The following is a 14,659-nucleotide window of genomic DNA, read 5'->3' on the forward strand; positions in this document are numbered from 1 at the left end:
TGTGCATGTAGATTCAAGATCGTACCGGGGTAGGAGCACCGTTTGAATCTCAGCCATCCTTTGGGCGGCGGCGCTGTGGCCCGCTGCCGGGGTCTGCTCGAACCGGCTCTGCGCGAGGCTGTCTCGGTCCTGCATCCGTGGGGCGCCCGGATGGCCGCGTTCGCGCTGGGCTGGTCGGATGCTGACGGGAGGCCGCACCAGGGCGACGGCGGCAAGGGGGTGCGGCCCGCCATCGCGATACTCAGCGCCGAGGCCGTGGGCGGCACCGCCGAGTCGGCCCTCCCGGCGGCGGTGGCGGTGGAGCTGGTGCACGCCTTCTCGCTGGCGCACGACGACATCATCGACCACGACGAACGGCGGCGGCACCGGGAGGCGCTCTGGAAGGCGTACGGGGTGGGGCCGGCGCTCCTGACCGGCGACGCCCTCCTGGCCCTGGCCGTCAGCCAGCTCGCGGGACGGCCCGAGGCGATGACCTACCTGTCGGCGGCGCTGATCGAGCTCGTCAACGGGCAGACCGCGGACATGGCCTTCGAGAACCGGCCGTGGCGCGGGCCCAAGGCGGTCACGATCGCCGAATACACGGAGATGGTCGCGGGCAAGACGGGCGGCCTGCTGGGGGCCGCCGCGGCGGCGGGGGTGGTCCTGGGCGGCGCTCCGAAACTCGGCGACCTCATGTGGAAGACCGGGCGCGATCTCGGGGTGGCGTTCCAGATCGTCGACGACATGCTGGGCATCTGGGGCGAGCCGCGCGTCACGGGCAAGCCCGTCCACTCCGACCTGCGGCGCGACAAGAAGACGTTTCCGGTCCTCGCGGCCCTCGCCGCCGACCACCCCGCCGCCCGCGAGCTCTCCGACCTGCTCTCGGAGGGAATCTCGGACGAGGACTCCGTGCACCACGCCGCCCGCCTCGTCGAGGAGGCCGGCGGCCGGGCCGCCGCGCAGGCCCAGGCGGAGCGGTACGTGGCGGCGGCGGTGGCGGTCATGGACGAGCACCTGCCGGACGCCGCCGACCTGCGCGCCCTGTGCCTCTCCCTGTCGGACCGCGCCCGCTGACGGCCTGCGGGCACGGCCCGTCCGATTCGTCAGGCGCGGGAGGCCTCGTCCAGGAGGGTGAGCTCCTCCTCCGTCAGCGTCAGCTCGGCGGCGGCCAGCAGCGGCTGGAGCTGCGTCACGTCACGGGCGCTGGCGATCGGAGCCGTGATCGTCGGCTGGGCCGCGAGCCAGGCCAGCGCCACCGTGGCCGGGGCCACCTCCTGCTCGGCCGCCACCTTGAGCAGCGCCTCCAGCGCCCGGCGCCCGTGCTCCTTCTGCAGGTATTCGGCCGCCAGCCCGGCCCGCGGGCTGTCGATCGTCACGCCGGGCGCGTACTTGCCCGTCAGGAAGCCGCGGGCCAGCCCGAAGTATGGCGTGCTGGACAGCCCCTCCTGGGCCACCACGTCCCGCAGCTCGCCCTCGTAGCCGCGTTCGACCAGGTTGTACTGCTGCTGCAGCGCCACATACCGGGTCAGCCCCTCGTCGCTGGAGATCTTGAGAGCCTCGGCCAGCCGGTCCGCGCCGTAGTTGGACGCGCCGACGTACCTGACCTTGCCCTCGTGGACCAGCGCGTCGAACGTCGCCAGCGACTCCACCAGCGGCGTGTCGTGGTCGTCCACGTGTGCCCAGTAGAGGTCGATGTAGTCGGTACGCAGCCGGCGCAGCGAGTCTTCAACCGCCGTCCGGATCGTCGCCGGCGCCAGCCCGGTCAGGCCCTCCAGCATGCCGACCTTGGTGGCGAGCACGAGCGAGTCGCGGTTGCGGCGCACGTGCATCCACTCGCCGATGATCATTTCGGACGTGGACTCGCCGGTCACCCAGTACGGGTAGACGTCGGCGGTGTCGATGAAGTTGCCGCCACCCTCGACGTACGCGTCCAGGACGGCGAAGGAGGACTCCTTGTCGGCGGTCCAGCCGAAGACATTCGTACCGAGCGATATCGGGAAAACGGACAGCTCCGTGGTGCCTATCGATCTCATTCCGCCATTATCCGCACCGCCCTTGAGCAGGCCCGATGGCACCCCCCGATCGGCGGCGGGTGGACACGTGGGTCTCGCTTCCGCGGGATGGCGGGGCGGTCGCGGGTGACGCTATGGTGCGAGCTGTGGTGATCGGTGACGCGCGCACGCGCATCCTGGACGCGGCCGAGGAGCTGTTCGCGGGCGGCGGCTACGAGGCCACCCCGACCGCGGTCATCGCGCGGCTCGCGAAAGTGCCCAAAGGGCTGATCTTCCACTACTTCCCGCGCAAGATCGACGTCCTGGTGGCCCTGGTCGACGAGCGCACGCTGGTCGAGGAGGGGCGGGAGGTCGACGCCGTGCCGGGCGATCCCGCGCGGACGCTGTCCAAGCTCGCCCGCGGCCTGCCGCTGCGGGCCTCGCCGGCGATGCGGCGCATCCTGTTCAGGGAGGCCGACACGCACGGCTCGGTCAAGGAACGGCTCGGGCGGCTGAACGGCGAGCTGATCAGGCGCTCCAGGTTCGCGCTGGAGCTGGCGCTGCCCGGGGCGCGCGGGGACGCGGCCAGGCTGGAGGTGGCGGCGGCCACGTTCGCCGCCATCCTGCTCTACCAGGAAAATCTCTGCCAGCTAACCGGTCACCAGATCGATCCCGACGCCGTCGCGGAACTCATCGCCCACTCGCTCGTCTAACAACTCATCCAGCGCCGTGCGCAGGTGGCCGAGCAGGCCCCACACGTCGTCCATGCGCTCGGGGCAGGCCACGATGCCGAAGTCGAGCATGCCGTCGTAGGAGAAGCAGGTGATGTTGAGGCCGCCGCTCACGTCGGTCAGCACGGACAGCGGGTAGTACGACAGCACCCTCCCGCCGCACAGATACAGCGGGAACTGCGGGCCGGGCACGTTGCTGATGATGAGGTTGATGGGCGGGAACGCCATGCCCGCAAGGCGGAAGATCGCCGGGGTGGCCAGGCTGGTGAGCGGGGCGGGCAGCACCGAGCACAGCTCGCTCAGCCAGGTCGCCGGGGCCAGCGCGAAACGCCGCTTGGCCCTGCCCATGACGGAGCCGACGGCCTGGAGGCGCTCCTTGGGGTCGGGGACGTTGGTGGGCATGGGGGCGACCATGGCGGAGATCTGGTTGCCGACCAGGTCCTTGGCGCCGGCCGTACGGATCGCCACGGGGACGGCGACGATCAGCGGCGTCTCCGGCAGCGCGTCGCGCTCCCGCAGCCACGACCGCAGGGCCGAGGCACACAGGGTCATGACGACGTCGTTGACGCTCATGCCGTGGGCCTTGGCGACGTTCTTGACGTCCTTGAGCGACAGCGAGCCGAACGACAGGTGCCGGCGGGCGCTGATCGGGCCGTTGAACGGGGTGCGGGGGACGGCGAGGCTGGGCAGTTCGGGGCGGTCGTGCCGGTCACCGGCGACCAGCCGGGCGGCCTTGGCGATCAGCTTCGCGCCCGGGATGCCTGCCGCCAGCGGGATGGCGTCGAGGTCCTCGGCCGCCCTGACCACCGACTGGACGGCCCGCACCGGGTGGGTCGCCGTGCGCATGGCCGCCCCGGCCAGCATCGCGGCCAGCCCGGGGACGTCCGCCAGGGCGCGGGTGTCGTTTGCGGCGTGGGTGGGGGTGGTCGTGGGGCGGGTGTCGTTCGCGGCGTGGACGGGGGCGGTCGCCGGCCGTCGGCCGGGGCGGCGGAGGCGGTCGGCGCTCGCGGTCGGGAGGTCGCGCCTCTTGAGGTGGCCGTCCGGGGTGAGGTCGAGCAGGGTGGCGAGCGTCTCCGCGCCCGAGACGCCGTCGATGGCGGCGTGGTGGACCTTGGTGTAGACGGCCACCCGTCCGTCCGTCAGCCCGTTGATCAGGTGCATCTCCCAGAGCGGGTGCGCCCGGTCCAGCCGCCGCGCGTGGATCTCCGCCACCGCGTCCGCAAGCTGCCAGTCGTCCCCCGGAGCGGGCAGCGTCAGCTCGAACAGGTGGTTGCCGAGGTCGAACTCGAGGTCCTCCGCCCAGTACGGATGGTCCAGCCCGAGCGGCACCTCGGCGAGCCGGAGGCTGAGCGCGGGCGACAGGTGCAGGCGTTCGAGGAGAAGCTCTGCCAGCGCGGCCTTGTTGACCGCGCCGTCGGCCGGGTCGAGTATCGCCAGACCGGCGACGTGCGCGGCGGTGGTCGCGGTCTCGACATTGAGGAACTGGGCGTCGAGTGCGGTCAGCTGGCGCATCTGCTCTCCTTTTTCCCGTGATCCGTGCAGCATCGCACGACGGGATTTCTGGAAGGTTTCCGCGAGAGTCTTTCAGATGAATTCAGGTGCGCCGTACCAGCATTTAGCGAATGTCCAGCTCAGTCTCGGTCGGTGACAATTATCTATCCATTGACGACGTCGACGGGATGCCGTACGACCGCGTCGAAGTGGTACCCGAACGGATGACGCGGCGTGACCAGGGGCTGGGTGACTCCGTTCTCGTCGGTGGCCCGCGCCATGAGCGCGTGCGCTCCCGTGCGCCGGGGAGCCCATGAAATGTGCCAGGGCAGCCAGGCGCTGACCAGGTGCTGTCCGTGGTGTTCGGCCGTCCGCCAGCTCAGCCCGGCATCGAAGCTGACCTCCACCCGGACGATCCTGCCCTGCCCCGACCATGACCGTCCGCGCACGATGTGCGGACCGTAGCGGGGCAGGCGCGCATTCCAGGCGAGTTCGAACGCGCTCTTCACCGGCTGTGTCGTGACGTCCGGGTAAAAGACCGTGTTCCACGGCGTGCGGAGCTCTTTCGTTGAAACTTCTATTTCACCCAGCCATTTGATCGACGCTATTCCCACCCATCCCGGCACCACCAGTCGCACCGGAAATCCGTGGTCGGGGGGCAGCTGCTCGCCGTTCATTTCATAGGCGACGAGTACGTCGTCCATGGCCTTGTCGATCGGCAGCGGCCGGCGTACGTGCCCGTAGCCCTCGAACGGCGCGTCCAGCCCGGTCGCCAGCACGTCCACCGCGCCCGGAAGCACGCCGGCCTGCTGGAGCAGGTACTTCAGCGGCACCCCGCGCCAGCGCGCGACGCCGATCGCCCCGAGCCCCCACTGCGTGCCGGGTGCGGCCTCGTGCTGCTGCGTGCCGTAGAAGCGCCGCCCGTTCCCGGCGCACTCGATCGCCACGTCGAACGTACGGGACGGCATGGCCAGCAGTTCGTCGTAGCTGAACTCGCGCGGACATCGAACGCCCGCCCCGTGCAGCCGCAGCCGCCAGGTGGTGGCGTCGATGATCGGCGTGGCGGTGTGGTTGCGCACGAAGAACCGGTCGTTCGGAGTGTGGTATCCCTGGCCCGACATAGCCTCCCACCGCATCTCCGCGCTCGCGCCGTGCACCCGGAACAGGTGGTCGGGCAGCGGCTTCACGATCGTCGCCAGTGCTTGCTTCATGGACACCGCCTCCGTAAGAGCTATTTCCTACCTGTAAACCATTTAATCCCTTCAGGCTGTCCTGGGCGTCCCTCGTTGCCGAATTCTGTCCGACCAGCACGGGAACGTTCCATCCCTCCACCCGCCCCTTACCCCCGCCAGCCCAGTTCCACCGACATCGACACCCGCTGCCCCGCACCCAACCGTCCCGCGCCCGGTCGGCTCGCTGGGACCGTAGGCGGCGGCATGCGAGAAGCGCGGGTCGGCCGTCTCCCGCCCCGCTGCGCCGTGCCCCCCGCCCCGCCCCACGGCGCCCGCTCCGCCGTGCCCGCCCCACTGCACCACGCCCCACCGTGCCCGGCAGACGCAGGGCGGCGGGGGTGGCGCGGGTGGCAGCTGGCTGTGCGTTTCAGTCGGCGAGTCGCGCCTGCTCGTCGGCGGGATTGGGGTCGGCTGGATTGGGTGCGGTGTTGCCTGGGTCGGTCGGCGGTGGCGGCGGGCCTTGGCTTTCGCGGGGGCGCGTGGGCGGCAGGCGGTCGGTTCTACTTGCCGGGGCAGAGGACGGCTTCCGCCGCATGGTTGATGGCTCGGCTGATGGCGGCGGGGTTCTCGGTGTTCGTCGTGGTGGACGTCGCGAACTGGATGCGGCCGTCAGTGGAGCTGAAGGTGACGGAGGTGAAGCTGGCGGTGCCGCCCGCGGTCACCCGCAGTTGCGGGTCGCCGCCGCACAGGGGCGGCTGGGAAGGAACGTTCGCCGGCGGGTCGGTGAGCAGCTTCTGCAGGGCCGTCGGGAGGAGTTTGCCCTGGTTGAAGGCGCGGTAGAACGCGCTGATGTCACGCGAGGTGGAGATCACGCCTCCGGCGCCGTTCCCGTAGCTGGCATTGAGCCGGTCCATGTCGTGCACCTTGCCTTCGGCGTCGGTGCTGTAGCCGTGCCCGTGCGGGCCCTCGATGCCCTGCGGCGGCTTGACCGCCTGGTACGTACGGCTCATCCCGAGCGGGACGAAGAGCCGGCGGGCGAATTCGGAGGCCAGCGAGCGGCCGGTCACCTTCTCGATGATCATGCCGAGCAGCGTGTAGTTGGTGTTGGAGTAGGAGAACTTCTCGCCCGGCTCCCCGGTACGCGGCTGGCTGCGTGACTTCTTCACCAGGTCGATCGGCGGGTAATAGGTGGTGAAGTCGTATATGTCGACCAGATCGGGAGTAAACCAGTTTGGGATGCCGGACGTGTGCCGGATCAGCTGCCGTACCGTGATCTCGTCGGCTCGCTCCACGATGTCCTGGCTCGCCGCCTCCGGCAGGAGGTCGCTCAGCTTGTCCTCCAGCCCCAGCTTGCCCTCCTTGACCAGCTGGAGCACCACCGTCCCCGTCAGCAGCTTGGTCTGCGAACCGATCCGGTAGCGGGAGCCGGCGGGGACGCGCCCGCCCTTGCCTGCGAGGAGCCGCGAACCCGCCGACCCCTGGCCGACGCGCTTCCCGTCCACATACACCTCCCCGATCGTCCCCACCACCCCGCTGGTCCGGGCGAGTACGTCCAGGGCCTGCTGTACGTCACCGACCTCCGAGGTCGCGGCGGTCGCGGGCGTGGCGGCGGCCAACGTCAGCATCGCGCAGGCCAGGCCGGCGAGGCGTGTCGTAATGGCGTGGTTCATGATGATCCCTTCGTGAGGTGCGGGATCCTTTGTAGGGCGGCGGGCGTTTCCTGGCCGTTTCCGGCGAAGGAGGGTGAGAAGTCGTGACCGGTACGTGGTGGTGGGATCTGGTGATCGGCCTGGTGGTCGCGCTGGCGGTGTCGTGGCTGGCGCTGGTCGTCGCGCTGGCCGTGATCCGCCCGCGTGGCGGGCTGCTGCGCGAGTCGCTGCGGCTCCTGCCGGACATGTTGCGGCTCGTACGGCGGCTGGCCGCCGACCGGACCCTGCCGCGTGGCGTACGGATCCAGCTCGGCCTGCTGCTGGCCTATCTGGCCTTCCCCCTCGACCTCATCCCTGACTTCATCCCCGTGCTGGGGTACGCCGACGACGCCATCATCGTCGCCGCCGTCCTGCGATCGGTCGTCCGCCGGGCCGGAATGGCGGCCGTGGAGCGGCACTGGCCGGGCAGCGCGGACGGGCTCGCCGCACTGGTCCGGCTCACCGGCCTGAGCGAACGCCCCGGCTGATCCGCCGGCTGACCCACCGGCTCCAACACCCTCCCGCCTCGACGCCACTCGCACCGGAAAGCCAGGCAGCTCGGAGAGCCAGGCCCGCCGGAGAGCCAGGCGAGTCGAAAGCCAGTCCCGCCGAAAGCCGGGCAGGCCGGAAGGCCAGGCCGGCTGGAGAGCCAGGCGAGTCGAAGGCCAGGCGAGTCGAAGGCCAGGCTGGCCGGAAAGCCGCCCGCGCCCAGCCGGCCCGCCGACCGGCCGGCCGGGTGTCAGCGGCCGAGGAATGCCAGGAGCCGGTCCAGGGGCCAGGTGTTGATGACGTCGTCCGTGGTCAGCCAGGCCCGCTGGGCGAGCCCCACCCCGAACCGCTGGTTGGCCAGGTGCGGGATCGCGTGCGAGTCGCTGTCGATCGAGAACTTCACCCCGTGGTGCTTGGCCAGCCGCACCAGGTCGGACGGCAGATCGGACCGGTCGGGGAAGGAGTCGATCTCCATGGCGGTCCCGGTGCGCGCGGCCACCCGGAAGATCGCGTCCCAGTCGGCGTCCACGGGCGGACGCTTGCCGATCTTGCGGGTCGTCGGGTGCCCGATGATGTCCACGTACGGATTTTCGCAGGCGGCGATGAAGCGCCGGGTCATCTCGTCGCGCGACATCCCGAAATGCGAGTGCACCGAGGCCACGCACACGTCGAACGCGGCCAGCACCTCCCCGGGCCAGTCGACCGACCCGTCGGGGGCGATGTTGAGCTCCGTGCCGTGCAGGATCCGCATGTCGGGATATTTCTGCTGGAGCTCGGCCACCTGCTCCCGCTGCTCCAGCGCCTTGTCCAGCGTCATCCGCTGCATCGCCAGGTCGGGGGCGTGGTCGGTGACCGCGTAGTAGGCGTAGCCGCGGGCGTGCCCCGCCGCCACCATGTCCTCCAGCGAGGCGATGCCGTCCGTCAGGTCGGTGTGGGTGTGCAGGTCGCCCTTGAGGTCGTGCAGCTCCACCGGCTCCGGCAGCTCGCCCCGCAGGGCCGCCTTGACCTCGCCGCCGTCCTCGCGCATCGGCGGCGGCACGTACTGCATGCCGAGCGCGGCGTAGATGTCCTCCTCCGAGGCGGCGGCGATCACCCGCTCGCCCTCGAACAGCCCGTACTCCGACAGCTTCCAGCCCCTCTTCACCGCCATCTCCCGGATGGCGACGTTGTGCTCCTTGGAGCCCGTGAAGTACTGCATCGCCGCACCCCACGACTCGGCGGGCACCACCCGCAGGTCGACCTGGATGCCGGACGTCGTGCGGATCGAGGTCTTCTTGTCGCCCGCCGCGATGACCTCGGCGACGTAGGGCTGGGCGCGGAAGGCGGTCATGATGGACTCGGGGGCGACCGCGAGGATGTCGATGTCGCCGATGGTGTCCTTCATCCGGCGCAGCGAGCCCGCGTACGCGATGCGCTCGGCCTCCAGCGAGGCCATCACCTGCTCGGCCAGCGACATGGCGACCCCGACGTGGACGCGGCGGCCCGACTGCTCGAGCTGCTCGATGCCCTTGAGCAGGTTTGCCAGCGTCTTGGCGCCGAGGCCCTTGACGCCGTCGAGGCGGCCGGAGGTGATCGCCTCGCGCAGGGCCACCGTGGAGTCGATGCCGTAGTCCTCGAACAGCATGATCGCCGTCTTGGGCCCCAGCGTCGGCACCCGCGTCAGCGCGCGCACGCCGTCGGGCACCCGGCCGCGCAGGTCGTCGAGCTGCCGGAAGCTCCCGCGCTGCAGGAACTCCTCCATCTTCTTGGCGATCGCCTCGCCGACCCCGGGGACGCCGCGCACGTCGACCACCGAGATGTCCTCGGGGAACCCCGCGATGGCCTTGGCCGCCTTCTGGTAGCTCCGCACCCGGAAGGCGTCGCCGCCGCAGAGCGCGAACAGCTCCGCGTACTCCTGCAGCGCCGACGCCGCCTCCTCATTTGCCCGCATGGCACAACCCTAAAGGTCGGCCCCGACAATCCGGGACCGTCAGAAGCGCACCTCACGGGGCCGGTACGGCTCGCCCAGGAAGGCCAGCTCCGACTCCGAGAGCGACACCGACACGGCCGCCACCGCGTCGTCCACGTGCCGGTCCTTCGTGGCCCCCACGATCGGCGCGGTCACGGCCGGCTGGTGGAGCAGCCAGGCCAGCGCCACCTGGGCGGCCGGCAGGTCGCGCTCCGCCGCCACGCGCGCCACCCGGTCGAGGATCGCCTTGTCGTTCTCCGGGTCGTACAGGAAGTCGATGCGCTCGTCCGACCCGGTCCGCGCGGTCGTCGTGGCGGAGCCGGCCCTGGCCAGCACGCCGCGCGCCAGCGGGCTCCACGGGATCACGCCCACGCCCTGGTCGGCGCAGAGCGGCAGCATCTCCCGCTCCTCCTCCCGGTAGAGGAGGTTGTAGTGGTTCTGCATCGAGACGAACTTCGCCCAGCCGTTCTTCTCGGCCACGTGCTGGGCCTTGGAGAACTGCCAGGCCCACATGCTCGACGCGCCGATGTAGCGGGCCTTGCCCGCTCTGACCACGTCGTTCAGCGCCTCCATGGTCTCCTCGATGGGCGTCTCGTCGTCCCACCGGTGGATCTGGTACAGGTCCACGTAGTCGGTGCCGAGCCGCTGGAGCGAGGCGTCGACGGCCGCGTGGATGTGCTTGCGCGACAGGCCCTGGTCGTTGACGCCCCTGCCCATGGGGAAATAGACCTTGGTGGCCAGCACGTAGTCCTCGCGACGGCGGAAGATCGCGCGCAGGGCCTCGCCCGTCACGGTCTCGCTCGCGCCCTGGCTGTAGACATCCGCCGTGTCGAAGAAGGTCACGCCCGCGTCGGCGGCCCTGCGGATGATCGGCTCGGCCTCCTCGCGCGCCAGAGCCCACTCCTGCCTGGCCGGGTCGCCGTAGCTCATCATGCCCAGGCAGATCTTCGAGACCTTCAAACCGGTGTTGCCAAGTCGGGTGTATTCCATATGCCCACCATAGAGTCGGCTTTGCAGTGGTTCGCCGCACCTGCGGGAGGGAACGCATTGGTCTGGTTAACCGGCGGTCCGACGGGAAGTCACGGGTGTCCAAAAGCGGCAACGACCTTTACAGGGGCGAGCCTGATCGGGTCGATTAGGGGGGAGCGAGACAACGGCGGGCGGGCTCTCGCGACACGGCCGGATCCGGCGCTCCAACCGCATACCGGGGGTGAGGTGGAAGGCACACACCGTGCACTCCTGTTGTGGGCACGTTCCAAACTGAACAACCCCGGCTGGCTGGGCGGCCTCGGGCTGGCGGCGGGGATGGTCGGCGTGACGGTGCCGGTCCAGATCGGGCTGGTGCGGTCGGGGATGGGGATCGCGGGCGGGGTGACGCTGTTCGTCCTGCTGACGCTGCACGTCAAGTTCATCATGGAGACCCCGGTACGGCGGGCGGGCGCGTGGTGGATCGTGGCCGTGCAGGCATGGCTGACGTACCTGCCGCTGACGGTGTTCGGCGCGGCGTGGACCCCGGTGTGCGCCCTGCTGTCGGGTGCGCTGCTGGAGACGGCGGGCCGGATCCGCTCGATCGTGCTGGTGGCGCTGGCGCTGGCCTGCGGACCGGTGATGCTGGCCGCGCCGGAGCAGGCGATGATCGAGCCCGCCTGGGCGCTCGCCGCCCCGCTGCTGGGCGTCGTCGAGTACACGCTGGTGAGGCTGGGCAAGCGGGTCACGGGGCTGACGAAGGCGCGTACCGACGTCATGCGCGAGGCCGTCGCCCTGGAGCGCCGCCGCTTCACCCGGGACCTGCACGACCTGGTCGGCCACCGGCTCACCGTCCTGGTGCTCAAGGCGCAGCTCCTGGAGCGGCTCATGGCCGAGGGCGACAAGCGGGCGCAGGACGAGGCGTCCGAGACGGTGGAGCTGCTGCGCAGCCTGTCCACCGACGTCCGGGCCGTCGCCCACGGCCTGCGCAGCTCCTCCCTGGCGGCGGAGCTGGGCTCGGCGCGCTCCCTCCTGGAGTCGGTACGGGTCCGCTGCCAGATCAAGATGTCCTGCCATGACCTTCCGGGCGATGTGGAGGAGGCGCTCACGCACGCCCTGCGCGAAGGCGTGACGAACGTCCTCAGGCACGCCGAGGCCCGCCAGTGCTCGATTCAGCTCCTCGAACGCGACAAGCTCGTCCGCCTGACGATCAGGAACGACGGGGTGCGCCCGCCACGCCGCCCGTCCGACACGGGACAGGGCCTGCTGAACCTGGCCGAACGCGTCTCCGGCCTGGGCGGCTGGCTCGAGGCCACGTCCTCCCGGACCGGGCAGTTCACCTTCAGCGCGTACGTCCCACGAAAAAAATAACCTATTGTGAAAAACTCACAAATGCACTTTCAATAACCATATTTGGGTGTTGTTATGTGTAACTAGACCGTAACGGGTCGCCGGCGGCAATCTCTAAAGGACATCGCCTTGGAGGTCGGCGCCAGATGGACAAGTACGAGCTGTACTGCCTGGTGGATCCGCGTTTCTACGACTCACTCGAACACGGCACGGCCGAAGACGCCGACTTTCCCATTCTGCGTGAACCCCTGCCCGACGGTTGGTCGACCGCCCTGACCGACACGTGGTGCTATTACGCCCCCGACAACGAGCCGCCCCTGCCCGCCCAAGGCTGGAAAATCCACGTGTCCGCCCGCGTGGAGGACGCCGAACAGGCCATCGCCGCCGTGTGGGACTACTGCGTCCAGCGCCGGATCGCCTTCAAGTTCCTGCGCGGCACCCCCGTGCTCGTCATGGTCAACTCCAAGGCCGCCTCCCGGGCGTCCAGCGGCAAGCTGATCACCGTCTACCCGAGGGACGAGGACCAGCTGGAGCTCGTCCTGAAGGAGCTCGACGAGCTGCTGCGCGACGTCGAAGGCCCGTACATCCTCAGTGACCTGCGCTACGGCGCCGGCCCGCTGTTCGTCAGGTACGGCGGGTTCGCCGAGCGGCACTGCCTGTCCGGCTCCGGCGAGCGCGTGCTGGCCGTCGAGGACGGCGACGGGCGGCTGGTGCCCGACGTGCGCGGCGCGACGTTCTCGGTGCCGCCGTGGACGACGCTGCCCGGGTTCCTGGAGCCGCATCTGGCCGCGCGCAACGCCGTGACGACGACCGGGCTGCCGTACCGGGTCGAGAGCGTGCTGCACTTCTCCAACGGCGGCGGCGTCTACCTCGCGCGGGACACGCGTACGGAGGAGCGGGTCGTGCTCAAGGAGGCCAGGCCGCACGCCGGGCTCGACGCGGCCGGACGCGACGCCGTCACCCGGCTCCGCCACGAACGCGACATCCTCCGGCGCCTTTCCGGCCTGCCCGCCGCGCCCGCGCTGCGCGACTACTTCGCGCTGGGCGAGCACGAATTCCTCGTGCAGGAGTTCGTGGACGGGACGCCGCTGCAGAGGCGGCTCGTGCAGCGCTACCCGCTGACCCGGGCCGACCGCACCGAGCCGGACCTGGCCGACTACACGGCATGGGCGGTCGAGACGCTGGAGAACGTGGAGCGGGCCGTCGAGTCGCTGCACGAGCGCGGGGTCGTCTTCGGCGACCTGCATCCGGACAACATCCTGCTGACCGCCGAGGGCCGCGTGGCGCTGATCGACTACGAGGTCGCCACCCTCGTCGAGGACGGGGGCCGCGCCGCGCTGGCCCACCCCGCCTTCATCGCGCCCCCCGACCGCCAGGGCGTGGACGTGGACCGCTACGCGCTGGCCTGCCTGCGGCTCGGCCTGTTCGCGCCGCAGTGCACGATCATGCTGCCGCTGCACCGGGCGAAGGCGGCCCAGCTGGGGGAGATCGTCAAGGAGACGTTCCCGGTGCCGCCGGCGGCGGTGGACACCGCCGTCGCGGCCATCGGCGGGGACGGCGACCCCGTGACCATGCCGGAGACCTGGCCCGAGTTACGGGACGCTATGTGCCGGGCCATCGTGGCCGCCGCCACGCCCGCGCGCGACGACCGGCTCTTCCCCGGCGACGTGGCCCAGTTCCAGCCGGGCGGCGGGCTCAACCTGGCCTACGGCGCGGCCGGCGTGCTCTTCGCGCTCCACCGCGCGGGACTCGGGCCGTTCCCCGAGTACGAGCGCTGGTTACGCGACCGGGCGCTGCGCCCCGTCCAGGGCTCCGGGCTCGGCCTGTACGACGGGCTGCACGGCATCGCGTACGTCCTCGACCTCCTCGGACACCACGAGCCCGCGCACGAGCTGGTCGACGCCTGCCTGCGCGAGAGATGGGAGCGGATGGAGTCGGCGCTGTTCTCCGGCCTGTCCGGCATCGGGCTCAACCTCCTCCACTTCGGCCGCGCCGACCTCGCCCTGCGCGCCGTGGACATCTGCGCCGAGCGGCTCGCCGAACCCGTCCCCGAGCTCAGCGGCGGCCCCCACCCGAGGGCCGGGCTCATGTACGGCTCCTCGGGGCCCGCGCTGCTGTTCCTGCACGCGTACGAGCACACCGGCGACCGGGCCCTGCTCGACCTGGCGGCGACCGCGCTCCGGCAGGACCTGCGGCGCTGCCGGCACTCCGTGGACGGCTCGCTCCAGGTGAACCAGGGCTGGCGGCTGCTGCCGTACCTGGACGAGGGGTCGGCCGGCATCGCCCTCGTGCTGGAGCGCTACCTCGCGCACCACCACGACGAGGAGCTCGCGACGGCGCTGGCCGAGCTGCGGCTGGCCGGGCACGCCGGATTCTTCGTCCAGTCGGGGCTGTTCACCGGCCGCGCGGGCATGCTCGCGGCCCGCGCGGGCGACTCGCGCGAGCACGTCAAGGGCTTGAGATGGCACGCGCTGCCGTACGGCGGGGGACTGGCCTTCCCCGGCGACCAGCTGCTGCGCCTCTCCATGGATTTCGCGACCGGGACGGCGGGCGTGCTCTTCGCCCTCGGCACGGCTCTGGGCGACCAGCCTGGCCACCTGCCGTTCCTGGCGGCCGCTCCCGAGCGGCTCGCCCCCGACGAGCTCCGGAAGGAGGTGTAACGAATGGTACTTCTCGACCTGCAGGGTCTCGAGGCTCCCGCGGCCAGCGACGTCGCCAGCGGCGGCAGCACGCTGACGGTTCTCTCGTGTCACTCAGGCAAGCCCAGCAACCTCAGTGTCGCTCTGTGCCACTGATCCGCGATATCGATCCCCGCGCCGCCCCGTACGGCGCGGGGATCGCCGACACCAAGGGC

The 14,659-nt window shown here is 70.7% G+C and carries 12 protein-coding genes; 6 read left to right on the top strand and 6 right to left on the bottom strand.

Going from position 1 to position 14,659, the window contains the following annotated elements:
- The first annotated feature begins 42 nt into the window (after positions 1 to 42).
- On the top strand, positions 43 to 1,053 hold the full coding sequence (locus ACFKCF_RS04640; protein ID WP_394490939.1) for a polyprenyl synthetase family protein: 1,011 nt from the start codon (positions 43 to 45) through the stop codon (positions 1,051 to 1,053).
- A 29-nt stretch (positions 1,054 to 1,082) separates the two neighbouring features.
- On the opposite strand, the gene ACFKCF_RS04645 is transcribed toward ACFKCF_RS04640, so the two are convergent.
- Complete coding sequence (locus tag ACFKCF_RS04645; protein WP_394490941.1) at positions 1,083 to 2,012, bottom strand: aldo/keto reductase; 930 nt, start codon at positions 2,010 to 2,012, stop codon at positions 1,083 to 1,085.
- A gap of 125 nt (positions 2,013 to 2,137) precedes the next feature.
- On the opposite strand from ACFKCF_RS04645, the gene ACFKCF_RS04650 reads away from it, so the two are divergent.
- Positions 2,138 to 2,683 (top strand): TetR/AcrR family transcriptional regulator, encoded by a 546-nt coding sequence (locus ACFKCF_RS04650; protein WP_394490943.1) that lies wholly within the window; start codon positions 2,138 to 2,140, stop codon positions 2,681 to 2,683.
- Here the strand turns inward: ACFKCF_RS04650 and ACFKCF_RS04655 are convergent.
- The 3 genes from ACFKCF_RS04655 to ACFKCF_RS04665 all read right to left on the bottom strand — a co-directional run bounded on the left by ACFKCF_RS04655 (position 2,621) and on the right by ACFKCF_RS04665 (position 7,034).
- Positions 2,621 to 4,213 (bottom strand): wax ester/triacylglycerol synthase family O-acyltransferase, encoded by a 1,593-nt coding sequence (locus ACFKCF_RS04655; protein ID WP_394490945.1) that lies wholly within the window; start codon positions 4,211 to 4,213, stop codon positions 2,621 to 2,623. The genes ACFKCF_RS04650 and ACFKCF_RS04655 overlap by 63 nt on opposite strands.
- A 143-nt stretch (positions 4,214 to 4,356) precedes the next feature.
- A complete protein-coding gene (locus tag ACFKCF_RS04660) occupies positions 4,357 to 5,403 on the bottom strand; it encodes a sulfite oxidase (RefSeq protein ID WP_394490947.1) in 1,047 nt (348 codons plus the stop codon).
- 521 nt (positions 5,404 to 5,924) lie between these two features.
- Positions 5,925 to 7,034 (bottom strand): serine hydrolase domain-containing protein, encoded by a 1,110-nt coding sequence (locus ACFKCF_RS04665; protein WP_394490949.1) that lies wholly within the window; start codon positions 7,032 to 7,034, stop codon positions 5,925 to 5,927.
- Positions 7,035 to 7,117: 83 nt separating this feature from the next.
- On the opposite strand from ACFKCF_RS04665, the gene ACFKCF_RS04670 reads away from it, so the two are divergent.
- Positions 7,118 to 7,540 carry a YkvA family protein gene (locus tag ACFKCF_RS04670; protein ID WP_394490951.1) on the top strand — a complete coding sequence of 141 codons (423 nt, stop codon included), beginning with the start codon at positions 7,118 to 7,120 and terminating at the stop codon, positions 7,538 to 7,540.
- A gap of 251 nt (positions 7,541 to 7,791) precedes the next feature.
- Here ACFKCF_RS04670 and polX read toward each other — a convergent pair whose 3' ends face one another.
- Complete coding sequence (gene polX / locus ACFKCF_RS04675) at positions 7,792 to 9,471, bottom strand: DNA polymerase/3'-5' exonuclease PolX (protein WP_394490953.1); 1,680 nt, start codon at positions 9,469 to 9,471, stop codon at positions 7,792 to 7,794.
- Positions 9,472 to 9,510: 39 nt separating this feature from the next.
- Positions 9,511 to 10,479: an aldo/keto reductase gene (locus ACFKCF_RS04680; RefSeq protein WP_394490955.1), complete on the bottom strand. Its 969-nt coding sequence runs from the start codon at positions 10,477 to 10,479 to the stop codon at positions 9,511 to 9,513.
- Positions 10,480 to 10,731: 252 nt separating this feature from the next.
- Here ACFKCF_RS04680 and ACFKCF_RS04685 point away from each other — a divergent pair, with 252 nt between their 5' ends.
- The 3 genes from ACFKCF_RS04685 to ACFKCF_RS04695 all read left to right on the top strand — a co-directional run bounded on the left by ACFKCF_RS04685 (position 10,732) and on the right by ACFKCF_RS04695 (position 14,600).
- On the top strand, positions 10,732 to 11,826 hold the full coding sequence (locus ACFKCF_RS04685) for a sensor histidine kinase (RefSeq protein WP_394490957.1): 1,095 nt from the start codon (positions 10,732 to 10,734) through the stop codon (positions 11,824 to 11,826).
- Between the two features lie 125 nt (positions 11,827 to 11,951).
- The gene (gene lanKC / locus ACFKCF_RS04690; protein ID WP_394490959.1) at positions 11,952 to 14,465 is read left to right on the top strand and encodes a class III lanthionine synthetase LanKC; all 2,514 of its coding nucleotides are present in this window, start codon (positions 11,952 to 11,954) and stop codon (positions 14,463 to 14,465) included.
- Positions 14,466 to 14,468: 3 nt separating this feature from the next.
- Positions 14,469 to 14,600 (top strand): SapB/AmfS family lanthipeptide, encoded by a 132-nt coding sequence (locus ACFKCF_RS04695; protein ID WP_103955008.1) that lies wholly within the window; start codon positions 14,469 to 14,471, stop codon positions 14,598 to 14,600.
- Positions 14,601 to 14,659: the final 59 nt, after the last annotated feature.

The sequence above is a fragment of the Nonomuraea sp. JJY05 genome, from assembly GCF_043496855.1.
In the GTDB taxonomy this organism is placed as follows: Bacteria; Actinomycetota; Actinomycetes; order Streptosporangiales; family Streptosporangiaceae; genus Nonomuraea.